The 23,076-nt window shown below is 72.5% G+C and carries 19 protein-coding genes and 1 tRNA gene; 11 read left to right on the forward strand and 9 right to left on the reverse strand.

The genetic code is table 11. The features are described from left to right. Nucleotides 1-148 precede the first annotated feature (148 nt). Nucleotides 149-1,204, reverse strand: coding sequence for an LLM class F420-dependent oxidoreductase (locus tag HEP85_RS08980; RefSeq protein WP_168527310.1), 1,056 nt, complete (start codon nt 1,202-1,204; stop codon nt 149-151). 151 nt (nt 1,205-1,355) lie between these two features. On the opposite strand from HEP85_RS08980, the gene HEP85_RS08985 reads away from it, so the two are divergent. Together HEP85_RS08985 and HEP85_RS08990 are read left to right on the forward strand one after the other, a co-directional pair. After that, nucleotides 1,356-2,339, forward strand: a complete 984-nt coding sequence (locus HEP85_RS08985; RefSeq protein WP_168527311.1) for an aldo/keto reductase — start codon at nt 1,356-1,358, stop codon at nt 2,337-2,339. Then, a complete protein-coding gene (locus HEP85_RS08990) occupies nt 2,336-4,627 on the forward strand; it encodes a helix-hairpin-helix domain-containing protein (protein ID WP_369657653.1) in 2,292 nt (763 codons plus the stop codon). The genes HEP85_RS08985 and HEP85_RS08990 overlap by 4 nt, the downstream gene beginning before the upstream one ends. A gap of 117 nt (nt 4,628-4,744) precedes the next feature. Here HEP85_RS08990 and HEP85_RS08995 read toward each other — a convergent pair whose 3' ends face one another. Then, complete coding sequence (locus HEP85_RS08995) at nt 4,745-5,452, reverse strand: hypothetical protein (protein ID WP_168527313.1); 708 nt, start codon at nt 5,450-5,452, stop codon at nt 4,745-4,747. 47 nt (nt 5,453-5,499) lie between these two features. Here HEP85_RS08995 and HEP85_RS09000 point away from each other — a divergent pair, with 47 nt between their 5' ends. Continuing rightward, nucleotides 5,500-5,688 carry a DUF5703 family protein gene (locus tag HEP85_RS09000; RefSeq protein WP_030907692.1) on the forward strand — a complete coding sequence of 63 codons (189 nt, stop codon included), beginning with the start codon at nt 5,500-5,502 and terminating at the stop codon, nt 5,686-5,688. Nucleotides 5,689-5,839: 151 nt separating this feature from the next. Here HEP85_RS09000 and HEP85_RS09005 read toward each other — a convergent pair whose 3' ends face one another. The 3 genes from HEP85_RS09005 to HEP85_RS09015 all read right to left on the reverse strand — a co-directional run bounded on the left by HEP85_RS09005 (nt 5,840) and on the right by HEP85_RS09015 (nt 8,782). Then, nucleotides 5,840-6,898 carry a chaplin gene (locus tag HEP85_RS09005; protein ID WP_168527314.1) on the reverse strand — a complete coding sequence of 353 codons (1,059 nt, stop codon included), beginning with the start codon at nt 6,896-6,898 and terminating at the stop codon, nt 5,840-5,842. A 180-nt stretch (nt 6,899-7,078) separates the two neighbouring features. After that, nucleotides 7,079-7,312 (reverse strand): chaplin ChpH, encoded by a 234-nt coding sequence (gene chpH, locus HEP85_RS09010; RefSeq protein WP_153291494.1) that lies wholly within the window; start codon nt 7,310-7,312, stop codon nt 7,079-7,081. Nucleotides 7,313-7,456: 144 nt separating this feature from the next. Next, a complete protein-coding gene (locus HEP85_RS09015) occupies nt 7,457-8,782 on the reverse strand; it encodes a M20/M25/M40 family metallo-hydrolase (protein ID WP_369657654.1) in 1,326 nt (441 codons plus the stop codon). Nucleotides 8,783-8,968: 186 nt separating this feature from the next. On the opposite strand from HEP85_RS09015, the gene HEP85_RS09020 reads away from it, so the two are divergent. The 4 genes from HEP85_RS09020 (at nt 8,969) to HEP85_RS09035 (ending at nt 15,131) form a co-directional block, all read left to right on the forward strand. After that, nucleotides 8,969-9,053, forward strand: a tRNA-Leu gene (locus HEP85_RS09020). Between the two features lie 305 nt (nt 9,054-9,358). Continuing rightward, on the forward strand, nt 9,359-13,234 hold the full coding sequence (locus tag HEP85_RS09025; protein WP_369657655.1) for a Pls/PosA family non-ribosomal peptide synthetase: 3,876 nt from the start codon (nt 9,359-9,361) through the stop codon (nt 13,232-13,234). A 74-nt stretch (nt 13,235-13,308) separates the two neighbouring features. Next, a complete protein-coding gene (locus tag HEP85_RS09030) occupies nt 13,309-14,688 on the forward strand; it encodes a M1 family metallopeptidase (protein WP_248001875.1) in 1,380 nt (459 codons plus the stop codon). 68 nt (nt 14,689-14,756) lie between these two features. After that, on the forward strand, nt 14,757-15,131 hold the full coding sequence (locus HEP85_RS09035; RefSeq protein WP_168527316.1) for a YchJ family protein: 375 nt from the start codon (nt 14,757-14,759) through the stop codon (nt 15,129-15,131). A 27-nt stretch (nt 15,132-15,158) separates the two neighbouring features. Here the strand turns inward: HEP85_RS09035 and HEP85_RS09040 are convergent, their stop codons facing one another. Continuing rightward, nucleotides 15,159-15,860, reverse strand: coding sequence for a FadR/GntR family transcriptional regulator (locus HEP85_RS09040; RefSeq protein WP_168527317.1), 702 nt, complete (start codon nt 15,858-15,860; stop codon nt 15,159-15,161). A gap of 130 nt (nt 15,861-15,990) precedes the next feature. Between HEP85_RS09040 and HEP85_RS09045 the strand changes: the two genes are divergently transcribed. From HEP85_RS09045 to HEP85_RS09060, 4 genes are read left to right on the forward strand one after another with little or no spacing between them, the layout of a single operon-like run. Then, nucleotides 15,991-16,509 (forward strand): gluconokinase, encoded by a 519-nt coding sequence (locus HEP85_RS09045; RefSeq protein WP_168527318.1) that lies wholly within the window; start codon nt 15,991-15,993, stop codon nt 16,507-16,509. Between the two features lie 45 nt (nt 16,510-16,554). Continuing rightward, complete coding sequence (locus HEP85_RS09050; RefSeq protein ID WP_168527319.1) at nt 16,555-17,952, forward strand: gluconate:H+ symporter; 1,398 nt, start codon at nt 16,555-16,557, stop codon at nt 17,950-17,952. A gap of 10 nt (nt 17,953-17,962) precedes the next feature. Further along, nucleotides 17,963-18,721 (forward strand): SDR family oxidoreductase, encoded by a 759-nt coding sequence (locus HEP85_RS09055; RefSeq protein ID WP_168527320.1) that lies wholly within the window; start codon nt 17,963-17,965, stop codon nt 18,719-18,721. Nucleotides 18,722-18,771: 50 nt separating this feature from the next. Further along, on the forward strand, nt 18,772-19,806 hold the full coding sequence (locus tag HEP85_RS09060; protein WP_369657656.1) for an L-idonate 5-dehydrogenase: 1,035 nt from the start codon (nt 18,772-18,774) through the stop codon (nt 19,804-19,806). 14 nt (nt 19,807-19,820) lie between these two features. On the opposite strand, the gene HEP85_RS09065 is transcribed toward HEP85_RS09060, so the two are convergent. From HEP85_RS09065 to HEP85_RS09075, 3 genes are all read right to left on the reverse strand, one after another. After that, nucleotides 19,821-20,465, reverse strand: a complete 645-nt coding sequence (locus HEP85_RS09065; protein WP_168527321.1) for a cytochrome b/b6 domain-containing protein — start codon at nt 20,463-20,465, stop codon at nt 19,821-19,823. Next, entirely contained in the window at nt 20,449-21,126 is a 678-nt protein-coding gene (locus HEP85_RS09070; RefSeq protein WP_369658113.1) for a molybdopterin-dependent oxidoreductase, read from the reverse strand. The genes HEP85_RS09065 and HEP85_RS09070 overlap by 17 nt, the downstream gene beginning before the upstream one ends. 302 nt (nt 21,127-21,428) lie before the next feature. Continuing rightward, nucleotides 21,429-23,036 (reverse strand): APC family permease, encoded by a 1,608-nt coding sequence (locus HEP85_RS09075; RefSeq protein ID WP_369657657.1) that lies wholly within the window; start codon nt 23,034-23,036, stop codon nt 21,429-21,431. Nucleotides 23,037-23,076 lie beyond the last annotated feature (40 nt).

The following is a 23,076-nucleotide window of genomic DNA, read 5'->3' on the forward strand; positions in this document are numbered from 1 at the left end:
GGACAGGGAGGCCAGGGCGCGTAACCGAGCGGGCTCCCGCGCGTTGTTCACGGTGACGGCCGTGGCGGGGAAGACCCCCGAGCCCCCACCACGGCCGCAGAACTCTTCTGTCGGACCAGGTCAAGGTATTCCGACGTAATCCTTCGCGTTACGCCAGACCGGCCCGCTCCAGGGCGTCGGTGCCGGCGCGCAGCGAGGCGATGCGATCGTCCAGCGTGAAGCCCGCGGGCGCCAGGGTGAGGGTGGTGACGCCGGCCGCCGCGTACGCGCGCATGCGGTCGGCGATGCGGTCGACGGAGCCGAGCAGCGTGGTCTGGTCGATCAGCGCGTGCGGGACGGCGGCCGCGGCGCCCTCCTTGTCGCCGGACAGGTACTTGTCCTGGATCTCCGCGGCCTCCTTCTCGTACCCCATGCGCTGGGCGAGCTGGTTGTAGAAGTTCTGCTTGCGGCTGCCCATCCCGCCGACGTACAGCGCGGTGTAGGGGCGGAACATGTCGGCGAGCGCCGTCACGTCCTTGTCGGCGCCGACGGAGAGCGGCAGCGTCGGGCAGACGTCGAAGCCCTCCATCGTCAGGCCGGCCTTCTCCCGGCCCGCGCGCAGGTACGTGATCGCGGTGTCCTCCAGGTGCTCGGCCGAGGGGAAGATCAGCAGCGCGCCGTCGGCGATCTCACCGGTCTGCTCCAGGTTCTTCGGGCCGATCGCGGCGACGTACAGCGGGATGTGCTCGCGCTCGGGGTGCACCGTCAGCTTGATCGGCTTGCCGGGCCCGCCCGGCAGCGGCAGCGTCCAGTGCTCGCCCTCGTACGAGAGCCGCTCCCGGGTCATCGCCTTCCGTACGATCTCCACGTACTCGCGGGTCCGTGCCAGCGGCTTGTCGAACTTGACGCCGTACCAGCCCTCCGAGACCTGCGGCCCGGAGACGCCGAGACCGAGGCGGAAGCGGCCGCCGGAGAGCGAGTCGAGGGTGGCGGCGGTCATCGCGGTCATCGCCGGCTGCCGGGCCGGGATCTGGAAGATGGCCGAGCCGACGTCGATGCGCTCGGTCTGTGCGGCGACCCAGCTGAGCACGGTCGCCGCGTCGGAGCCGTAGGCCTCGGCGGCCCAGCAGACGGCGTATCCGAGCCGGTCGGCCTCCTGGGCGACGGCCAGATTGTCCGCGTCCATTCCGGCACCCCAGTAGCCGAGGTTGATCCCGAGCTGCATGGCCGATCCCCTTACCGATCAGTAACGTCCCTTGTGCCGGAGACCCTAGCGCGCGGGCGGGCATCCTGGCAGGAACGGGTTCCGGCTCTGATCATCCGGGTTGTCCACAGGGCCACCACGAGGTGAGTTCTGGCCAGTAATCTCGGCGTCCATGGAGCAGAGGCATCTCGGCCGTACCGGCCTTCGCGTGTCCCGGATCGGGCTCGGCACCCTCACCTGGGGGCGGGACACCGACGAGCATGACGCCGCGGAGCTGTTGAAGGTGTTCTGGGAAGCGGGCGGGAACCTCGTCGACACCGCGGACGTGTACGGCGACGGGGAGGCCGAGTACGTGCTCGGACAACTCATAGAAGGGCTGGTGCCGCGCCGCGACCTGGTCATCTCCACCAAGGCGGGCAGTGTCCCCGACCCGGACCGGCGGTTCGACGGCTCGCGCGGACACCTCCTGTCGGCACTCGACGCCTCGCTCCAGCGTCTGGGCACCGACTACGTGGACCTGTGGCACGTGCACGCCTTCGACCCCGGCACCCCGCTGGACGAGACCCTCCAGGCACTCGACCTCGCGGTCAGCAGCGGACGCGCCCGGTACGCGGGCGTGTCGAACTTCTGCGGCTGGCAGCTCGCCAAGGCGGCGACCTGGCAGCTCGCCGCGCCCGGGACACGGACCCGGCTGGCCAGTACGCAGATGGAGTACTCCCTGCTCCAGCGCGGCGTCGAACGGGAGGTGCTGCCCGCGGCCCTCGACCTCGGCGTCGGGCTGCTGCCCTCCTCCCCGCTCGGCCGGGGCGTGCTCACCGGGAAGTACCGGGGCGGTACGCCGTCCGACTCCCGGGGCGGCTCGGAGCACCTCGCGCCCTTCGTCGCGCCGTACCTGGACGACACGGCGAGCAGCATCGTGGACGCGGTGACGACCGCCGCGGACGGCCTCGCGGTCACGCCGCTCCAGGTCGCGCTCGCCTGGATCCGCGACCGCCCCGGAGTCGCGGCCCCGATCGTCGGCGCGCGCAACGCGCAGCAGCTCATGGGCGCTTTGTCAGTGGAGGCCCTTAGTCTTCCTGACGAGATCCGCCGGGCGCTCGACGATGTGTCGGCACCGGTGCACCACTATCCCGATCACGACTGGAGCACGCTGTGAGCACGGAGCCCGAGACCACGGAGGAAGCGGAGCCGGGGGCCCTGGGCGCCGCGGCGGAGGGCGACACCACCCCCGGGCCCGGTGAGGTGACCGGGGCGGGTGACGCGTCCTCCACAAGCGTGGACACGGACGGGGACGTCGAGGGCGAGCCGGGGAGTGCCGAGGCCCTGACCGAGGAAGCCACGGACAAGACCGAGGACGCCGGAGCCGGGACCGAGGGGGGGGCCGCCCAGCTGTCCGAGGCCGCGGCCGAGTTGGCGGCCCAGCGGCTGGAGCGGGAGCGGATCGAGCGGCGGAAGGCCGAGAAGCGGGGTCCGATCGCCGCCGGTACCGGGCTCAGCGGGACGGCCGCCGACCTGCTGGCGGCGGTACGGGCCGTGGAGAGCGGCGAGAAGCCCGTGGCCACCGCCTTCCGCGAGCCCGAGCAGGCCCCGCGCGGTACCGCGCCCGAGCCCGCGCGACGCCCGCGACCGGTGTCCGCCCCGGCCGCGTCCCCGTCGGCTCCCGCCCCGCGGACCGTCGAGGCCGTTCGTGCCGTCCTGACCGGCGGCGGCGCTCCCGACGGTCTCGCACCGCAGGTCGTCGCCGCCCTGGGCGAGGGCGCGGACGGACAGCTGCGCGAGGACCCCTGGCAGTTGCTGCGGGTCACCGGGGTGCGGCCCGAGCAGGCCGACGGGTTCGCCCGGGCGCTGCTCGGCGCGGAGTGCGGTCCGGACGACGAGCGGCGCGGCCGCGCCCTCACCGTGTGGCTCCTCGAACAGGCGGCGCTCGCCGGGCACACCGCCCTCGACGCTCCGGCGCTCACCGCCGCGCTCTCCCAGCGCGCCGTCCCGGACCCGGACGAGGCCGTGCAGAGCACCCTCGCCGAGGGCGAGGCCCTGGTCTTCCAGGACGCGCTGGAGACGACGGCCCCCGTGGCGGCCCCCGCACGCGACGACGCCGAGGAGAGCGCCGAAGAAGGCGAGGAGCGCCCGGTGCGCGTCCTCGTGGGCCTGGAGCGGTACGCGCTGGCCGAGGAGAGCCTCGCCGACGGGCTGGCCCGGGTGATGAACTCCGCGCCGAAGGACGAGGGTTCGGCGGCCGGCTGGGAACAGGCCGCGGCCTCCGCCGGCCGCTCGGCCGCCGAACTGATCCGCACGGTCGCCGGCCACGGCCTGGTCCTGCACACCGGCGGGGACGCCTCCCGGGCCGAGGCGGCGGCCCTGTTGCACGCCGCGCGCGGTCTCGGCCTGCGCGCCTGGGCCGCCACGCACACCTCCGGCGGCCGTGACCTCCGCGCCTCCGGACCGGCCGGGAACGACCTGGCGGACGGGCCCGAGGGCGGCAAGGACACCACCGTCGTCACCGTCGCGGATCTGCTGTCCGGCGCCGAGGGCCCGGGCCGGGACGCGGACGGCGCCCTGGACCTGGACCTCCTCGTCGTCCTCGACGCACCCCAGCTCGACGTGGAGACGGCGGCCGTGCTCGCCGAGTCCCTGCCGGACGGCGCACGGCTGGTGCTGAGCGGGGACCCGGGGGTGCTGTGGTCCGCGGGCCCCGGCAGGGTCTTCGCGGACCTGCTCGCCGCCCGCGTGTGCCCGCAGGTCGCCTCGCGGACACCGGACCCGGGCCCCGTCGGGGAGCTGGTCTCCGGAGTCGGGATCGGCGAGCTGAACCAGGTCGAGGCTCCCGGCAAGGAGGTCGTGATCGTCCCGGTGCGCGACGCCGGTGAGGCGGTGCACCGCGCCGTGCAGCTGGTCGCGGACTCGGTGCCGCGCGCGATCGGCATCCCGGCCGAGCAGACGCAGGTGATCACTCCGGGGCACGGCGGCGCGGTGGGCACCCGCGCGCTCAACACCGCGCTCAAGGAACGGCTGAACCCGGGCCCCGGCCGCTTCGGGGGCTTCGACCCGGGTGACCGGATCGCCTACTCCCCCGCGCCGGGCCGGACGATGCCGGGGCACGTGGTGAGCGCCGACACCGACGGGCTGCACCTGGACTGCTCGGGTGCCCCCGTCGTCGTACCGAAGGAGCGGGTGGAACAGTCCGTTCGGCTCGGGTGGGCGCTCACCGCGCACCAGGCGGTCGGCCTGCGCTGGCCCGCCGCGGTCGTGGTGCTCCCGGGCGACGCCGCGGCCGCCCTGACCAGACCGTGGGTCTACACCGCCTTCGGCCGCGCCGAGCGCCATCTGTCCGTGGTCCACGGGGTGGAGCAGGCGCTGCAGCGGGCGGTGGCCGAGGTCCCGCAGAAGCCGCGCACCACGCGCCTGCCGGCCCTGCTCAGGGCACAGGTCCCGACCGCGGGCTGAGCCTCCGGGCAGGTCTCGGGGCGGGCCTCACACGCGGGCCTCACGGGGAGGGCCTCGCAGGCAAAAAGGAGGTGGCGGTCACCGGACTCCGGTGACCGCCACCTCCTCGCGCCGGGGTCAGCGATCGGCGTCCAGGGGCTCCAGGTCTCCGTCCTCGTCCAGCTCGGAGTCCGTGTCGAGGTCGTCGTCCTCTTCCTCGTCGTCCGACTCGTCGTCGAAGACCGCGCTGACGTCGAAACGGCAGACGACGCGCTGGGGGTCGATCGCCTCGAAGGGGGTCTCCAGCCACTCACCGGGGTCGGCCGGTTCGTCCGCGGCCGTGACCCAGAGCGTGGAGTCGCCCTCCTCCAGACCGAACTCCTTGTGCCGGGAGGCGATCTCGTCCGGTTCGAACTCGCCGAACAGGACACCGAGCGCCCCGTGGACCGTGCCGGACGCCGCGTCGAAGCCCGCCGCCGCGGTGGCGCCGTCCTCCTCCACCGCCTCCACCCGCTGGGCCTGTGCCAGAAGCCGCTGGGGCTCCACCACCGCGTAGTCCCGGCGGATCAGGACGCTCAGGGCGTTCGGCTCCTCGGGGCCCGTGTACGGCGGCAGTGTGTCGTCGCCGGCGGGGATCTCGAAGGGGGTGACCTCGTCGTAGCGGTCGTAGAGCAGCTCGTCGTACTCCTCGGCCGCGGCGGCCAGCTCGTTGAACGCCTCGTAGACGGCCGGGTCGTCGTCGCCCGACCTGTGCTCGACCGCGGCCAGGTGGCGGTCGAGTGCGGTCTTGACAGCCTCGGCGGCGGCGCGTACCTCGGCAGCGGTGGGCTGCACAGCATCAGACATAGTGCAGACGCTATCCGTACACGGCCTCTGCCCGCACAATAGATGCGATGCCGGAATACGAATTTGTCGACGTGTACGTACCGCGCGGGGTCTCCCGCAAGGACGCCACACGTCTGCTGACGGACCATGCGGAGTACGGACACTGGGAGTTGGACCGCCTCAGCCTGCATCGCGACGGCAGCCGCAGGGTGCGGCTGCGCCGGCGGATCATCCGCCAGGTGCGTGCCACGTGGTGAGCGGAAGCGGCTGAAACGGAGCGGGCCCCGCTGGTGCGGGGCCCGCCGGGTTCGCGGCGCCACCGGGGGACACGGGTGGTGTCGCGATGGCACATGTGCCGATGCCTGCGGCCGCGTGCGTACCTGTCCCCCGGCCTGCCCGTCGTGCCGGTTACGCGCTCGCGCGCGCCCGGCGGTAGAGCACCGCACCCGCCAGGAGCGCGCCCGCGCCCACCGGGATCACCGCGCCGAGCGGCAGCTCACTGCCGGTGTGGGCGAGCTGTGCGGCGCTGTGCGGCTGGGAGACGGACTGCGTCCCCGGGTGAGCGGGGTGCGCCGGCGTCACGGGCTGACCCGGGGTGCCGGGAGTTCCGGGCTGACCCGGGGTACCGGGGGTGCCGGGAGTGCCGGGAGTTCCAGGCTGACCCGGGGTGCCAGGAGTTCCGGGCTGGCCCGGATTCCCCGGCTGACCGGGGTGGCCAGGGTGGCCGGGATGCCCAGGGTGACCCGGATGTCCCGGGTGCCCAGGCTGGCCGGGGTGCCCAGGGTGACCCGGATGTCCGGGGTGACCAGGCTCACCCGGGTACCCCGGGTGGTGGTGGTCGGGAGGACAAGGGTGACCGGGCTCACCGGGCTGCCCCGGATGTCCGGGGTGCCCCGGGTGACCGGGATGTCCAGGGTGGCCGGGGTGCCCAGGCTGACCCGGGTGTCCCGGGTGTCCCGGGTGTCCCGGGTGTCCCGGAGGTGTCTGGTGGCCGCCGCCGTGTCCGCCGGTACCGTTCCCGCACGCGTTGCCCAGCGCCCCGTTGCCGATTCCGATCACGTTCACGCTGTTGCCACAGGCGTTGACCGGCACGTCGATCGGTACCTGGATGTGGTTGCCGGAGCCGACCCCCGGGGAGCCGACGGCGTGCCCGCCGGCGTGCGCACCACCACCGTGACCACCCCCGTAGCCGCCTCCGTGACCTCCGGAGGACGACGAACCGCCGCCCTGATTGACGCACGTGTTGCCCATCGCCGGGTTCAGCAACCCGACGACGTTCACGGTGTTTCCGCAGACATTGACCGGCACGTGCACCGGCGCCTGCACCGTGTTGCCCGACAGCACGCCGGGTGAGTTCGAACTGAAGCCGCTCGCACCCGAGTCGGCGTGCGCGTAGCCCCCGGTCGCGGCGATCACGCCGGTCGCGGCCGCCACGGTCATCAGGCCCTTGCGGGTGACCTGTCGCATAGCTGTTTTCCCTGCCTTAGCCCTCGGCTTGGACCATCCGGAAAGCGCGCGCACCCCTACCGGCGCGTGCGCGGAAGCCGGTCGGCCCCGGAGCGCATGGCGCGCGCTCCGGGGCCGACCGCTCAGCCCCTCGTGGGGTCGGGCCCCAGCGGAGCCGGACCCCAGGGGTGGGGCACAACGTCAGTGGTTGATGCAGGTGTTGCCGAAGGCGGGGTTCAGCAGCCCGATCACGGAGACCGTGTTGCCGCAGACGTTCACGGGGATGTGAACGGGCACCTGGATGACGTTGCCGGAGACGACGCCCGGGGAGTGCACGGCGGCACCCTGAGCACCGGAGTCGGCGACGGCCAGGCCCGCACCCGCGAGAACCAGACCACCAGTGGCAGCCGCAGCGGCGACGACCTTCTTGATCATTATTCCTCCTTGTAGGCAAATGCGATCCCAAGTAGCTGATCGCAACACCTGTAACGAGGAAGGAGTAGTAGAGCTACGAGCTGATGAGCACATTCACCCGTGCCGGGCGACCTTCGTACGGGCGGGCGAATGTCGGCGTCAACGTCACGACGCGTCGATGAAGCGGTCCAGCACGCGCACGCCGAACCGCAGCCCGTCGACCGGCACCCGCTCGTCCACGCCGTGGAACATGCCGGCGAAGTCCAGCTCCGGCGGCAGCTTCAGCGGGGCGAAGCCGAAGCAGCGGATGCCGAGGTCCGCGAAGGACTTGGCGTCAGTGCCCGCCGAGAGCATGTAGGGCACCGCGCGGGCGATCGGGTCCTCGGCGGAGAGAGCGGTCTGCATCGCGTCGACGAGGGCGCCGTCGAAGCTGGTCTCCAGGGCCTTGTCCGCGTGCACGTCCTCACGCTTCACGCGCGGGCCGAGGATGCGGTCGAGGTCGGCGAGGAACTCCTCCTCGTATCCCGGCAGGTAGCGGGCGTCGACGTGGGCGGTGGCCTGCCCGGGGATCACGTTCACCTTGTAGCCGGCGCCGAGCTGGGTCGGGTTGGCGGTGTTCTGCAGAGAGGCGCCGATGAGCTTGGCGATGCCGCCGAGCTTGGCCAGCGTCTCGTCCATGTTCTCCGGGTCGAGCTCGGTGCCGAGGGCGTCGCCGAGCTCGTCGAGGAAGTGCCGCAGGGTCTTGGTCACCCGCACCGGGAACTTGTGCCGGCCCAGCCGGCCGACGGCCTCGGACAGCTCGGTGATGGCGTTGTCCCGGTGGATCATCGAACCGTGCCCGGCGGTGCCGTCCACGGTCAGCTTCATCCAGTGCATGCCCTTCTGCGCGGTCTCGACGAGATACAGCCGCAGCTTCTCGTTGACCGTGAAGGAGAACCCGCCGACCTCGCCGATCGCCTCCGTGACGCCCTCGAAGAGGTCCGGGTGCTTGTCGACCAGGTGCCGGGCGCCCCAGGTGCCGCCGGCCTCCTCGTCCGCCAGGAAGGCGAGGACGATGTCACGGGGCGGCTTGCGGCCGGTGCGCAGCCGGTCCCGTACGACCGCCAGCGTCATGGCGTCCATGTCCTTCATGTCGACCGCGCCGCGGCCCCAGACCATCCCGTCCGCGATCTCGCCGGAGAACGGGTGGTGGGTCCAGTCCGCCGCGTTGGCCGGCACGACGTCCGTGTGCCCGTGGATGAGCAGCGCGGGGCGCGAGGGGTCCTCGCCCTCGATGCGGGCCACCGTGGAGGCGCGGCCCTGGTGGGACTCGAAGATCTGCGGTTCGAGCCCGACCTCGGCGAGCTTCTCGGCCACGTACTCCGCGGCCTTGCGCTCACCCGGCCCGGAGTGGTCGCCGTAGTTGCTGGTGTCGATCCGGATCAGGTCGCGACAGAGGTCCACGACCTCGTCCTCGCCGGAGACGCTCCTGGTCGTGTTGGACTCGCTCACGCTGCTTCCTCCCACTGTCACTGCTGGTGGTCCCCTCATCCTCTCCCCCACCCCCCGCCCGGCCCAAGGCCGGTCCCGGCCCGTCACGCGCCGTTCACGCGGCGACGGGGTGTGATCGGAGGCCCTCGAAAGCCTGGTAATGTTTCCTCTGTCGCCGCGAGGGAAACCCCGCGCGACAGACACCTTGTCCGGGTGGCGGAATGGCAGACGCGCTAGCTTGAGGTGCTAGTGCCCTTTATCGGGCGTGGGGGTTCAAGTCCCCCCTCGGACACATAGTGACGAGCGAGGGCCGCGACCATCAGGTCGCGGCCCTCGCTCATTGTGTTCGCCGCGTCACGGACGGATGTGGGGCAGATCTCGTCAGCCTGACATACCCCCACGTCAGAGCCTCGCCCGCACAGCGGAATGATCGGTTCCGATGGCTCGCGCGGCCGCCTCACATGGCTGATGACCAGGCACGGGGCTAGCGTCGTACTAAAATTCCACGCTTGTTTGGAGCTGGACCGGAATATCCCCAGGCATACCTGCGGGCCCACCAGCGCCCCGGACGCTCCGGGAACAACTCGTGAGGACCTGATGGCAGCCCTCGAGCAAGGCCCCGCTCTCGCACTGTTCGACGAGGAGGTGCGCGCGGAGTTCGGCGACCCGGCGCGCTTCTCCGCCTCCGCCGCCGCCTCTCCCCGCACCCTGGTCGACATCCTCGACGCCTCCGTCCGGGCGTACCCCGACGAGCCCGCCCTCGACGACGGACACCGCAGCCTCACCTACCGCGCCCTGTCCGTCGAGGTCGAGACCCTCCGCGCGCGGCTGAGCGACGCCGGGGTGGGCCTCGGCGACCGCGTCGGCGTCCGCGTCCCCTCGGGCACCAACGATCTGTACGTCGCCGTCCTCGCCGTACTGGCGGCCGGCGCGGCCTATGTGCCGGTGGACGCCGAGGACCCCGACGAGCGCGCCGAGCTGGTCTTCGGCGAAGCCGGGGTACGGGCGGTCGTGGGGGCCGGGCACCGGCTGGCCGTCAACGGCGTCTCCGACGTTCCCGCCGCGCGGCCCGGAGTCGATCACGACGCGTGGATCATCTTCACCTCGGGCTCCACCGGCCGCCCCAAGGGCGTGGCCGTCAGCCACCGCGGTGCCGCCGCCTTCGTCGACGCCGAGGCGGACCTCTTCCTCACCGAGGACCCGATCGGACCCGGCGACCGGGTCATGGCGGGCCTCTCCGTCGCCTTCGACGCCTCCTGCGAGGAGATGTGGCTGGCCTGGCGGTACGGCGCGTGCCTGGTGCCGGTGCCGCGCTCCCAGGTCCGCAGCGGCGCCGACCTGGGGCCCTGGCTGGTCGAGCAGGAGATCACCGTCGTCTCCACCGTGCCCACGCTGGCCGCCCTCTGGGAGCCGGAGACCCTCAACGAGGTCCGGCTGCTGATCTTCGGTGGTGAGGCCTGCCCGCCCGAGCTGGTGCAGCGTCTGGTGACCGAGGGCCGCGAGGTGTGGAACACCTACGGACCCACCGAGGCCACCGTCGTCGCCTGCGCCTCCCTCATGACCGGCGAGGAGCCGATCCGTATCGGCCTGCCCCTCAACGGCTGGGAGCTCGCCGTCGTCGACGAGGCCGGCGAGCCCGTCGCCATGGGCGACAGCGGCCAGCTGGTGATCGGCGGGGTCGGTCTCGCCCGGTATCTCGACGCCGAGAAGGACGCGGAGAAGTACGCGCCGCTTGCGTCGCTCGGCTGGCAGCGCGCCTACCGGAGCGGTGACCTGGTGAAGGCCGAACCCGAAGGGCTGGTCTTCCTCGGGCGGGCCGACGAGCAGATCAAGCTCGGCGGCCGCCGGATCGAGCTGGGCGAGGTGGACGCGGCCCTGCAGGCCCTGCCGGGCGTCGCCGGCGCCGCGGCCGCCGTCCGCACCGCCCGCGGCGGCAACCAGCTCCTCGTCGGCTATGTCGTCACCCAGGACGGCTGGGACCACGCGAGCGCCGTCGAGAAGCTGCGCGCCGCGCTGCCGGCCGCCCTCGTCCCGCTGCTCGCCCCGGTCGGGGACCTGCCCACCCGGACGTCCGGCAAGGTCGACCGCGCCGCGCTGCCCTGGCCGCTGGAGGGCCTGGGGACCGGCGGGGCGAAGGAACAGCTCTACGGCACCGAGGCCTGGCTCGCCGAGCAGTGGAGCGAGGTCCTCGGCATCCCCGTGGGCAGCGCCTCCGACGACTTCTTCGCGATCGGCGGCAGCAGTCTCGCCGCCGCCCAGCTCACCACCCGGCTGCGCGCCCGCCACCCCAGCGCCGCCGTGCTCGACATCTACCAGCAGCCGGTGCTGCGCAAGCTGGCCCGGCACCTGGAGAAGTCCGCGCAGGACGACGGCGCCGAGCGTGTCATCGCGCCCGTCCCGCTGCGGGCCAAGGTCGTCCAGCTGCTCGTCCTCGTCCCGCTCTTCACCCTGCTCGGGCTGCGCTGGACCGTGGCGCTGGCCGCGCTCGGGAACGTGCTGCACTGGTTCGGTCCCTATCCCTGGGCGCCGAGCACCTCGTGGTGGCTCGTCGGCGCCGGCGCCCTCGTCCTGTTCAGCCCGCCGGGGCGGCTCGCCATCGCGGCGGGCGGGGCCCGGCTGCTGATGCGCGGCGTCAGGCCCGGCCGCCATCCGCGCGGCGGCAGCGTGCACCTGCGGCTGTGGACGGCCGAGCGGCTGGCCGAGTTCAGCGGAGCGACCTCACTGACGGGTTCCTGGCTGGAGCGGTACGCACGCGCCCTGGGCGCCAAGGTCGGCACGGACGTGGATCTGCACTCCCTGCCGCCGGTGACCGGCCTGCTCAAGCTGGGCCGGGGTGCCGCCGTCGAGTCCGAGGTGGACCTGTCGGGGCACTGGCTGGACGGTGACCGCCTGGAGATCGGCCCGGTGAAGGTGGGCGCGCACGCCGTCGTCGGCACCCGCAGCATCCTCTTCCCCGGGGCACGCGTGGGCAAGCGGGCCGAGGTGGCTCCCGGCTCGGCCGTCGTCGGACAGGTCCCCACCGGGCAGCGCTGGGCCGGAGCGCCCGCCGTGAAGCTCGGGAAGGCGAAGCACGCCTGGCCCAAGGAGCGCCCGCGCCGTGGCACGTACTGGCGCGCGATGTACGGCGCGACGGGTTTCGCGCTGACCGCGCTGCCGCTGCTCGGCGGGCTGGCCGCGCTCCTCGTGGCGAGCCGGTTCGTCACCCCGGACGCCGGTCTCGGCGAGGCCCTGCGGGGCGCCGCGGTCGCGCTGGTGCCGGCCACGCTCGCCTTCGGTCTCACGTACGCGCTGCTGATCCTCGTGGGCGTACGGCTGTTCAGCCTCGGGCTGCGCGAGGGCACGTATCCGACGCACAGCCGGGTCGGCTGGCAGACCTGGACGGTCACCCAGCTGATGGACCGGTCCCGGGAGACGCTGTTCCCGCTGTACGCCGGACTGATCACACCGGTGTGGCTGCGGCTGCTCGGGATGAAGATCGGCCGGGGTGCCGAGGTCTCCACCGTGCTGGCGCTGCCGAGCCTGACCACGGTCGGTGAGGGAGCCTTCCTCGCGGACGACACCCTGACCGCTCCGTACGAGCTGGGCGGCGGCTGGATGCGCATCGGGCGGGCCGAGATCGGGCGCCGCGCGTTCCTCGGCAACTCCGGGATGACCGCGCCGGGCCGCAGCGTGCCGGACGGCGGTCTGGTCGGCGTGCTCTCCGCGACCCCGAAGAAGGCCAAGAAGGGCAGCTCCTACCTGGGGCTGCCGCCGGTGAAACTGCCGCGCGCGACGCAGGACGGCGACCAGAGCCGTACCTACGAGCCGCCCGCGCGGCTGCTGTGGGCCCGCGCTCTGGTGGAGCTGTGCAGGATCGTGCCGGTGTTCTGCTCGGCCGCGCTGGCCGTGCTCACCATCGCCGCGCTGAGCGCGCTGGGGGTGTGGGCCTGGGCGCTGAGCGGAGTGGTGCTGCTGGTCGCGGGCGCCGCCGCCGCGGTGCTCTCCATCGCCGCGAAGTGGCTGCTGGTGGGCCGTCACCGGGCCGGCGAGCACCCGCTGTGGAGCGGGTTCGTGTGGCGCAACGAGCTGGCGGACACGTTCGTCGAGGTGGTGGCCGTGCCGTGGCTGGCCGGATCCGTGCCCGGTACGCCGTTGATGACGGCGTGGCTGCGCGGCCTGGGCGCCCGGATCGGCAAGGGCGCCTGGATCGAGAGCTACTGGCTGCCCGAAACGGATCTCGTGACCCTGGGGGACGCCTCCACGGTCAACCGTGGCTGTGTGCTGCAGACCCACCTCTTCCACGACCGGATCTTGCGGACGGATAATGTGGTCCTCCGTGAGGGCGCCACCCTGGGCCCGGGCGGAATCGTCCTTCCCGGCAGCACAGTCGGGGCGCGCAGCACACTGGGACCCGCGTCGCTCGTCATGGCGGCGGAATCCGTTCCCGACGACACCCGCTGGCTGGGCAACCCGATCGAGGCATGGCGTTCCTAGGCGCGGCCCGTACGGCGTCCGGGGACGGTGCACCGGCACGTCGTACGAGCACAGCGCAGGGAGCAGACGCAGCAGTGACCGTTCAGCAGACAGTGGGATCGGACCCGTACTTCCCGGCCAACGGCGATTCCCGCTACCGGGTGCATCGGTACGAACTCGCGCTGGACTACCGCCCGGGCCCGAACCGGCTCTCCGGCACCGCGCGGATCAACGCGATAGCGGGCCGGGCCGCGCTCGCGGAGTTCCAGCTCAACCTGGCCGACTTCCGGATCGGCCGGATCCGGGTCGACGGCAAGGCACCGCACTACTCGCACCGTGGCGGCAAGCTGCGGGTCCGCCCGGCGAAGCCGATCCGGGCCGGGGCCGCCTTCACCGTGGAGGTGCACTGGGCGGGCAACCCCAAGCCGGTGAACAGCCCCTGGGGCGGGCTCGGCTGGGAGGAGCTGGAGGACGGGGCGCTGGTGGCGAGCCAGCCGGTGGGGGCGCCGTCCTGGTATCCGTGCAACGACCGGCCGGCCGACAAGGCCTCGTACCAGATCTCGGTCACGACGCCGTCGGCGTACGTGGTGGTGGCGGGCGGCAGGCTGCTGACCCGTACGACGAAGGCGTCGACGACCACCTGGGTGTACGAGCAGGCGGCGCCGACGTCCAGCTATCTGGTCGGGCTGTCGATCGGGAAGTACCAGACGGTGCTGCTGGGCGACCCGGGGCTCGGTGGTGTGCCGCAGTCCGGGCATCTGCCCGCGGATCTGCTCGCCGAGTTCTCCCGCGACTTCGCGCGGCAGCCCGCGATGATGGAGCTGTTCGAGGAGCTCTTCGGGCCGTATCCGTTCGGCGAGTACGCCGTGGTGGTGACCGAGGAGGAGCTCGACGTCCCGGTGGAGGCGCAGGGGCTGTCGCTGTTCGGCGCGAACCATGTGGACGGGGCGCGCGGTTCGGAGCGGCTGATCGCGCACGAACTGGCGCACCAGTGGTTCGGCAACAGTGTCTCCATCGCGGACTGGCGGCACATCTGGCTGAACGAGGGGTTCGCGAAGTACGCGGAGTGGCTGTGGTCGGAGCGGTCGGGCGGCCGTACGGCACAGCAGCTGGCCGCGGTGGCGCACCGGAAGCTGGCCGTGCGGCCGCAGGACCTGGTGCTGTCCGACCCGGGTCGCAAGCTGATGTTCGACGACCGGCTGTACGAGCGCGGCGGGCTCACGCTGCACGCCCTGCGCTGCGCGATGGGCGACACGGCCTTCTTCCGCATGCTGCGCGGGTGGGCCGCCCTGCACCGGGGTGGCGCCGTCAGCACGGCGGCGTTCATCGCGCATGCCGCCCGGTACGCGGAGGAACCGCTGGACGACCTCTTCACGGCGTGGCTGCAGACGTCGAAGCTGCCGGCGCTGCCCGTCCTGACGGCACCGATCCCGGCGCGGCCCTCGTACCCGCCGACGAACGCCGACTCGGCCTGAGGGCTGCCGGGTGATCCCCGCCGGTGCGACGCGCGGGGGCGGACGCGGGCTGGGGGACAATGGCGGTCATGACCAGTCGTACCTGTCCGTGCGGGCTGCCCGAGCCGTACGCGAAGTGCTGTGGGCGCTTCCACCGTGGTGAGGCGGCCGCGCCGACCGCCGAGGCGTTGATGCGGTCGCGGTACAGCGCGTTCGTCCAGCGGGACGAGGGGTATCTGCTGCGGACCTGGCATCCGCGCACGCGGCCGCCCCGGGTGGAGTTCGACCCCGGGACGCGGTGGACGGGTCTGGAGATCCTCGGGACGGGTCAGGGGTCGGCCTTCCACTCCACGGGGACCGTGACGTTCCGGGCGTCCTACCGGGGCGGCTCGCTGCACGAGCGGAGCCGTTTCGAGCGGGTCGACGGTGCCTGGGTGTACGTGGACGGCGACTTCGCCGAGTAGTCCCGGCAGGGCACGGCCGCGGGGCGGTCACGGCGCCAGGATGTCGAGTTCCTGGAGGGCGCCGACCGTGATCTCGCGGGTGAGCTGCTCGGCGCGGACCGCGTCGCCCTCGCGGACCGCCTCCGCGACCTGGACGTGCAGGGTGACGGCGGCGGGGTCGGGGTCCTCGAACATGATCTCGTGGTGGGTGCGGCCCGCCAGTACCTCGGCGACGACGTCGCCGAGGCGGGCGAACATCTCGTTGCCCGACGCGTTGAGGATCACCCGGTGGAAGGCGACGTCGTGGACGAGGTACGCCTCCAGCTGATGACCGCGTGAGGTGGCGACCATGCCGAGGGCGCACTCGGTGAGTTCGGCGCACTGCCCGGCGGTGGCGTGCCGGGCGGCCAGTCCCGCCGCGACGGGTTCGAGGGCGGAGCGCAGCACAGTGAGCGAGCGCAGCTGGTGGGGACGGTCGGCGCCGGCCAGCCGCCACCGGATGACCTGCGGATCGTAGACGTTCCACTCGGCCTTGGGACGGACGGTCACACCGACCCGGCGGCGGGACTCCACCAGGTGCATGGACTCCAGCACCCTGACCGCCTCGCGCATCACGGACCGTGACACCTCGAAGCGCTGGGCCAGCTCGTCCGTGCGCAGCACGCTCCCCGGGGGGTACTCGCCCGCCGTGATGGCCGGTCCGAGGGCGTCCAGTACCTGTCCGTGCAGCCCCCGGCCCCGTGTGCTCATGGGGTCAGGGTACGAGGCCCGGCTCAGGAACAAAAAGTCAGACTTATATGTCACACACTCTTGAATTAGTCGTACCTAATAGGTTTCAGTGTCGTCGACATCAGATGTCGACGAAGACGGTGAGGCAGCGATGAGCACCCCCCATGTCGTCGTGGTCATGGGCGTCGCAGGTACCGGCAAGACCACCATCGGTCCCCTGCTTGCGGCCCGGCTCGGCGTTCCGTACGCCGAGGGCGACGACTTCCACCCCCCGGCCAACATCGCCAAGATGACGGCCGGGACACCCCTGAGCGACGAGGACCGTTGGCCGTGGCTGGACGCCATCGGCCGCTGGGCGCACGAGCGCGACGGGCTCGGCGGGGTCGTCAGCAGTTCGGCGCTCAAGCGCGCCTACCGCGACCGGCTGCGGGCCGCGGCACCCGGGATCGTCTTCGTGCATCTGACCGGTGACCGCGCGCTCATCGAGGACCGGATGTCGCACCGTCAGGGGCACTTCATGCCGACGGCGCTGCTGGACTCGCAGTTCGCCACCCTCCAGCCGCTGGAAGCCGACGAGGCGGGCGTCCGCGTGGACGTCACCGGTGGCCCCGAAGAGATCACCGAACGGGCCGTGGCCGCGCTCCGGTCCCTCGCCCAGCCCTCGCGGTAACCCCGCGCACCCGTCCGAAGACCTTTCTCAGAGCAAGGGAAAACCGTGACCAGACTCAGCGTCGAGATGCTGGCAGCGGACGCCGTCGAGCCGATCACCTCCGCGGGCCATGCCCAGCTGGGGGTCGCCGTGCTGGCGGGCATCGCCGTCATCGTCCTGCTGATCACCCAGTTCAAGCTGCACGCCTTTCTGGCCCTGACCATCGGCTCGCTCGCGCTCGGCGCGGTCGCCGGGGCGCCGCTCGACAAGGTGATCGTCAGCTTCACCACCGGCCTCGGCTCCACCGTCGCCGGTGTGGGCGTCCTGATCGCGCTGGGCGCGATACTCGGCAAGCTGCTCGCCGACTCCGGCGGCGCCGATCAGATCGTCGACACGATCCTCGCGAAGGCGGGCGGTCGCGGCATGCCGTGGGCGATGGTGCTGATCGCGTCCGTGATCGGGCTGCCGCTGTTCTTCGAGGTCGGGATCGTGCTGCTGATCCCGGTCGTCCTGATGGTCGCCAAGCGCGGCAACTACTCCCTGATGCGCATCGGCATCCCGGCGCTGGCCGGCCTGTCCGTGATGCACGGCCTGATCCCGCCGCACCCCGGCCCGCTGGTCGCGATCGACGCGGTCAAGGCCAACCTCGGCGTCACGCTCGCGCTCGGCGTTCTGGTCGCCATCCCGACGGTGATCATCGCGGGCCCGGTCTTCTCCCGGTACGCGGCCCGCTGGGTGGACGTACCGGCGCCCGACCGCATGATCCCCGCCCGCGCCTCCGAGGAACTGGAGAAGCGTCCCGGTTTCGGCGCCACCCTCGCCACCATGCTGCTGCCGGTCGTGCTGATGCTGTCCAAGGCGCTGGTCGACATCGTCGTGGACGACCCGGCGCACAAGGTGCAGCGCGTCTTCGACGTCATCGGCTCGCCGCTGATCGCGCTGCTGGCGGCCGTGATCGTGGGCATGTTCACGCTGGGCCGCGCGGCCGGTTTCACCAAGGACCGTCTGTCCACCACGGTGGAGAAGTCCCTCGCGCCGATCGCGGGCATCCTGCTGATCGTGGGCGCGGGCGGCGGCTTCAAGCAGACCCTGATCGACGCCGGTGTGGGCCAGATGATCCTGGACATCTCCAAGGACTGGTCGATCCCCGCGCTGCTGCTCGCCTGGCTGATCGCGGTGGCCATCCGCCTCGCGACCGGTTCGGCGACCGTCGCCACCATCTCGGCGGCCGGCCTGGTCGCCCCTCTCGCCGCCGACATGTCGACCGCGCACACCTCACTCCTGGTGCTGGCGATCGGCGCGGGCTCGCTCTTCTTCAGCCATGTCAACGACGCCGGTTTCTGGCTGGTCAAGGAGTACTTCGGTCTGAGTGTCGGCCAGACGGTCAAGACCTGGTCGGTGATGGAGACGATCATCTCCGTGGTGGCCGGCGGACTGGTCCTCCTGCTGTCACTCGTGATCTAGGGGTACGGGGATGGGCCACCCTCTGTTCGACATCAGCGGCCGTACGGCCCTGGTCACCGGCTCCAGCCGGGGCATCGGACTGGCGCTCGCCCGCGGGCTCCTGGAAGCGGGCTGCACGGTCGTCCTCAACGGGCGCGACGCCGGCCGCCTCGGCCGGGCCGCCGCCGGACTGCCCGGCGACGTGCGCACGGCGGTGTTCGACGTCACCGACGGCCCCTCGGTGGCCGCCGGCATCGCGGACGTCGAACAGCGGGTGGGCCCGCTCGACATCCTGGTCAACAACGCGGGCATGCAACTGCGGGCCCCACTGCTGGAGTTCACGGACGCGGACTGGCACCGGATCCTGGACACCAACCTCACGAGCGCGTTCCTGGTCGGCCGGGAGGCCGCGCGCCGGATGACCGGACGCGGCCACGGCAAGATCATCAACATCTGCTCGCTGCAGAGCGAGGTCGCGCGTCCGGGCATCGCCCCGTACGCGGCCACCAAGGGCGCGCTGAAGATGCTCACCAAGGGCATGTGCGCGGACTGGGGGCCGCACGGGGTACAGGTGAACGGACTGGGTCCCGGATACATCGAGACCGAACTGACCCGGCCCCTCGTCGAGGACGAGGAGTTCAGCGACTGGGTGCGGCGCCGCACCCCGGCCGGACGGTGGGGCCGAACCGAGGACCTGGTCGGCGGGCTGCTCTTCCTCGCCTCGCCGGCGGCGGACTTCGTCGGCGGGCAGGTGCTGTACGTCGACGGCGGCATGACGAGTGTGCTCTGAGAGGTCCGAGAGGGACCCTGGATCCGAGGGATTCTGAGAGGGATACGGCGATGCTCGGTTGTGTGATCCACGGGCAGGGCGATCTACGGGTCGAGGATCTGCCCGTGCCCTCCGCCGGGCCCGGGCAGGCGCTGGTCGCCGTCCGGTACGGCGGGATCTGCGGGTCCGATCTGCACTACTGGCGGCACGGCGGCGTCGGGGACTTCCGGCTGCGGGAGCCGATGGTGCTGGGCCACGAGGTCGTCGCAACGGTGGTGTCGTACGGCGCCGGGGCCTCGGGCCCGCTACCGGGTACGGCCGTCGCCGTGCACCCGGCGACGGCGTGCGGAACGTGCCCCGAGTGCGCCGGCGGGCGGGCGAACGTGTGCCGGGAGACCCGCTACCTGGGCAGCGCGGCGCGTACGCCGCATGTCCAGGGCGGGTTCTCGGCCCTGCTGGCGGTACCCGCCGCGCAGCTGCGCGCGCTGCCCGCGGGGCTCTCCCCGCGGCGGGCCGCGCTCGCCGAACCGCTGTCGGTCGCCCTGCACGCCGTGCGCCGGGCCGGGGAGGTGCGGGGCCGGCATGTGCTGGTCACGGGGGCCGGGCCGATCGGCTGCCTCGTGGTGGCCGCCGCGAAGGCCGCGGGCGCGGCGCGGGTGACCGTCACCGATCCGCTGCCGCGGGCTCTGGAGTACGCGTCCCGGGCCGGGGCCGACGCCCTCGTACGGGCCGACGACCCGGCCGATCCCGGGTGGCCCTCGGAGATCGATGTGGCCGTCGAGGCGTCCGGGGTGGCCGCGGGGCTGGACACCTGCCTGCGCCTCGTACGGCGCGGCGGGGTCGTGGTCCAGCTCGGCATGCTGCCGCCCGGAAGCAGCGCGTTCGCGGCGAACCTGCTGGTGAGCCGCGAGATCGAGCTGCGGGGCGCGTTCCGTTTCGACGCGGAGTTCGACGAGGCGCCGGCCCTGCTCGCCGCCGAGCCCCGCTTCGACGCGCTGATCAGCGCGGTCGTGCCGGTGGCGGACGCCGCGTCGGCGTTCGCCCTGGCGGCGGACCGCAGCCGCTCGTGCAAGGTGCTGCTGGACTTCGGGGAGCCCGCCCGGTAGGTCCCCTGTCGGGGCTAGAGCCTGTCGTCGGGCCGCCACAGCGGGTGTTCGCGCTCCGCCCAGTCCCGGCTCACCGTGCCGGTGCGCATCCCCCGCCGGGCCTCCGGGTCGCCGAGGGCCATCCCGATGTGGCCCCCGAGGACGATGCCGATCGTCAGGGCCAGCCAGTCGTGGACGAACGTCGCCGAGGTCCGCCACATCAACGGGGTGAGGTGCGTGAACCACATGAGGAGCCCCGTGGCGAGCATGACCAGACTCGCGCCCGCGATCCAGGCCGCGTAGGTCTTCTGGCCCGCGTTGAACTTGGCCGCGGGCCGGGAGGAGAACCGGTCACGCCGCAGTGCCGCACGCATCCACCGGCGGTCGTGCGGGCCCCAGCGGTTCAGGCGGCCCAGGTCCGCGCGGAAGGCACGGGAGGCCAGGCCCGCCAGGACCGGCACCGGGAGCAGCAGGCCCGCGAACTCGTGGACCCTGACGACGAGTTCACGGCGGCCCACCAGCTCGGCGAAGAACGGGAGGTACAGGCACGCCGCCGTCGCCACGCACACGCCCATCAGCAGGGCCGTCAGGCGGTGCACCCAGCGTTCCGCCCGGCTGAAGCGACGTACGTGCGCGGAGGGCGCCGAGACGGCGGGGGTGTCGTCAACTCGTGGGTGCATCGTCGCGTCCGTTCGAACGGCCGACCCATGCGTCCGCGTCGTAGCCCCGGTCCTCCCAGTACCCGGGACGCACGTCCTCGGTGACGGTGATGCCGGAGAGCCACTTGGCGGACTTGTAGAAGTACATGGGGGCGACGTAGAGGCGGACGGGGCCGCCGTGGTCGTGGCCGAGGGCCTTGTCCTGCATCCGGTGGGCCACCAGGACATCGGGGCGCCGCGCCTGCCGCAGGGTGAGGCTCTCCGTGTACGCCCCGTCGAAACAGGTGAACCGGATCGCGCGGGCCATGGGGCGTACGCCCGCCGCGTCGAGGAGGTGCGAGAGGCGCACCCCCTCGAAGGGCGTGCCGGGCACCCGCCAGCCTGTGACGCACTGCACGTCGTGCACGAGCCGGGTCTGGGGCAGTGCCGTGAGGTCGGCCAGGGTGTAACTGCGGGGGTGGTCGACCAGGCCGTCGATGGTGAGGCGGTAGTCCGCGGGGCCCTTGTGCGGGACGGAGGAGGTCACGGAGTAGTAGCGGAAGCCGCCGCCGTTGGGGAGCAGGCCGGTCAGTCCCGTGGGGTCGCCGGCGAAGAGCGACTCCAGGCCACGCTGGAGCGGGGGCGCGGCCAGCACGCCGAGCGCGCCAAGTCCGAGGGTGCCGAGCAGGAGCCGGCGGCCGATGGGTGTGCCGGGCTCGTCGGGGCGCTCAGGTTCCCGTTCCGCCGGCCGCTCGGGCGAGCGCGCCGGCGGGGCCTGCGGAGCACGCCCCCGCTGCCGCTCCGGTCCCGGCTCTCGGGAATGTTCAGGGTTCACACACCTATACGAGCACTCGCGACCCCTTTCAGGCCAGCGGCAGCGGGTGTCCGTCAGAATTCCGTCACCATTTTCTCAGCTTTCTCAGACACCGGCCGGGCGTCCGGGGGCGCCGCGGGCCTGCCCGGCCCACGGCGCCTGCCCGTCTCCCGGCACCGCCGGGAGACCCCTCAGGCCCCGGCGCCGGCCCCGGAGTCGGAGTCGACCGCGGACCCGGACCTGGAATCCGCCGCCTTGTCCAGCTGGAAGGCCTCGTTGCCGAGTCCGATCCGGGCGTGTGCCTCGGGGGCGCGGGACCGCAGCACCAGGCCCTGGACCAGGCCGACGACCAGGGCGGCCGCGACGAGGGCGGGCAGCAGCCGGCTCAGTGCGGAGCCCGGGCCGGTGCCGACCAGGACGTCGAAGTCCTTGACGGTGTAGCCGGCGATCACGAGCAGGGCGACGCCCGAGACCGCCGCGGTGACCAGGCGCCAGGCCTGGGCCCGTGCGGCGCCTCGGCGGACGAAGAAGACGATGACGGAGAGCGAGGCCGCCGCCATCAGCAGGATGACGCCGAGCGCGCCGACGTTGCCGCCCCAGGTGAACAGGCGCAGCACCGGCGCGGTCGGGTCACCGTTCGGCTTGTCGTCGGTCACGGCGAAGGCGACCAGAACGATCAGGGAGATGGTGGTCTGCAGGAGCGAGCCGGTGCCGGGGGCGCCGCTGGCTCCGGTGGTCCGGCCGAAGGCCTTGGGCAGCAGCCCCTCGCGGCCCATGGCGAAGGCGTACCGCGCGACGACGTTGTGGAAGCTGAGCAGCGCCGCGAACATACCCGTCACGAAGAGGACGTGCAGGACGTCCGTGAAGGTCCCCCCGAGCCGTGACTCGGTGAGGAAGAACAGCAGTCCCGCGCTCTGCTTCCGGGAGGCGCCGACGATCCCGGCGGGTCCCGTGGCGACGGTCAGCGCCCAGGAGCTGATCGCGAAGAAGACGGCGACGAAGCCGATGGCCAGGAACATCACCCGGGGTACGAGGATGTGCGGGCGGCTCGTCTCCTCCGCGTACACCGGTGCCTGTTCGAAGCCGGTGAAGGCGGCGATGCAGAAGCACAGCGCGGTGCCGACCCCGGCCCCGGTGAGCGTGTCCGGGTTGAAGGCGTGCAGCGAGAGCCCTTCCTTGCCGGGATCGGCGACGGCCGCGACGTCGAAGATGACGACGAGCGCCACCTCGACGACCAGCAGGACGCCGAGCACCCGCGCGTTGACGTCGACCTTCAGCCAGGCGAGCGCGCCGACGACCAGCACGGCCACCAGGGCGGGTATCCACCAGGCCAGGTCGACGTCGAGGTACTTGGAGAACAGCCCGGACACCTCGAAGCCGAAGATGCCGTAGATGCCGACCTGGAGCGTGCTGTACGCGAGCAGCGCGACCGCGGCGGCGCCCGCGCCCGCGGTGCCGCCGAGCCCGCGGGCGACGTAGGCGTAGAAGGCGCCCGCGTTGTGGACGTGGCGGCTCATCTCGGCGTACCCGACGCTGAAGAGCACCAGCACCACGCCGAGGATGACGAAGAGCAGCGGCTGTCCGACGATGCCCATCACCGCGAATGTGGTGGGCATGACACCTGCGACCACCATGAGGGGGGCCGTCGCGGCGAGGACGGACAGGAGCAGCCCTCCGGTGCCCAGCCGGTTGGCCTTCAGGGCCCGGTCCTGCCCCTTGAAGGTGCTGATGCCGCCGTCGGCAGCGGCGGGTCTTCCCGTGTTCGCACTGCTCGATGTGCTCGAACTGCCCGTCGTCATCGCGGGGTGGTCCTTTCGGATGTCCGGTGGTCCGGTTCTC

This window comes from Streptomyces sp. RPA4-2, from assembly GCF_012273515.2.
Lineage (GTDB): Bacteria > Actinomycetota > Actinomycetes > Streptomycetales > Streptomycetaceae > Streptomyces > Streptomyces kaempferi.

Excerpts from the sequence above, each read along its gene's own strand:
- HEP85_RS09025 (WP_369657655.1), top strand. The coding sequence starts at position 9,359 with ATGGCAGCCCTCGAGCAAGGCCCCGCTCTCGCACTGTTCGACGAGGAG.
- HEP85_RS08980 (WP_168527310.1), bottom strand. The coding sequence starts at position 1,204 with ATGCAGCTCGGGATCAACCTCGGCTACTGGGGTGCCGGAATGGACGCG.
- HEP85_RS09055 (WP_168527320.1), top strand. The coding sequence starts at position 17,963 with ATGGGCCACCCTCTGTTCGACATCAGCGGCCGTACGGCCCTGGTCACC.
- HEP85_RS09035 (WP_168527316.1), top strand. The coding sequence starts at position 14,757 with ATGACCAGTCGTACCTGTCCGTGCGGGCTGCCCGAGCCGTACGCGAAG.
- HEP85_RS09075 (WP_369657657.1), bottom strand. The coding sequence starts at position 23,036 with ATGACGACGGGCAGTTCGAGCACATCGAGCAGTGCGAACACGGGAAGA.
- HEP85_RS09000 (WP_030907692.1), top strand. The coding sequence starts at position 5,500 with ATGCCGGAATACGAATTTGTCGACGTGTACGTACCGCGCGGGGTCTCC.
- HEP85_RS09060 (WP_369657656.1), top strand. The coding sequence starts at position 18,772 with ATGCTCGGTTGTGTGATCCACGGGCAGGGCGATCTACGGGTCGAGGAT.
- HEP85_RS08985 (WP_168527311.1), top strand. The coding sequence starts at position 1,356 with ATGGAGCAGAGGCATCTCGGCCGTACCGGCCTTCGCGTGTCCCGGATC.
- chpH (WP_153291494.1), bottom strand. The coding sequence starts at position 7,312 with ATGATCAAGAAGGTCGTCGCCGCTGCGGCTGCCACTGGTGGTCTGGTT.
- HEP85_RS09040 (WP_168527317.1), bottom strand. The coding sequence starts at position 15,860 with ATGAGCACACGGGGCCGGGGGCTGCACGGACAGGTACTGGACGCCCTC.
- HEP85_RS09005 (WP_168527314.1), bottom strand. The coding sequence starts at position 6,898 with ATGCGACAGGTCACCCGCAAGGGCCTGATGACCGTGGCGGCCGCGACC.
- HEP85_RS09045 (WP_168527318.1), top strand. The coding sequence starts at position 15,991 with ATGAGCACCCCCCATGTCGTCGTGGTCATGGGCGTCGCAGGTACCGGC.
- HEP85_RS09065 (WP_168527321.1), bottom strand. The coding sequence starts at position 20,465 with ATGCACCCACGAGTTGACGACACCCCCGCCGTCTCGGCGCCCTCCGCG.
- HEP85_RS08995 (WP_168527313.1), bottom strand. The coding sequence starts at position 5,452 with ATGTCTGATGCTGTGCAGCCCACCGCTGCCGAGGTACGCGCCGCCGCC.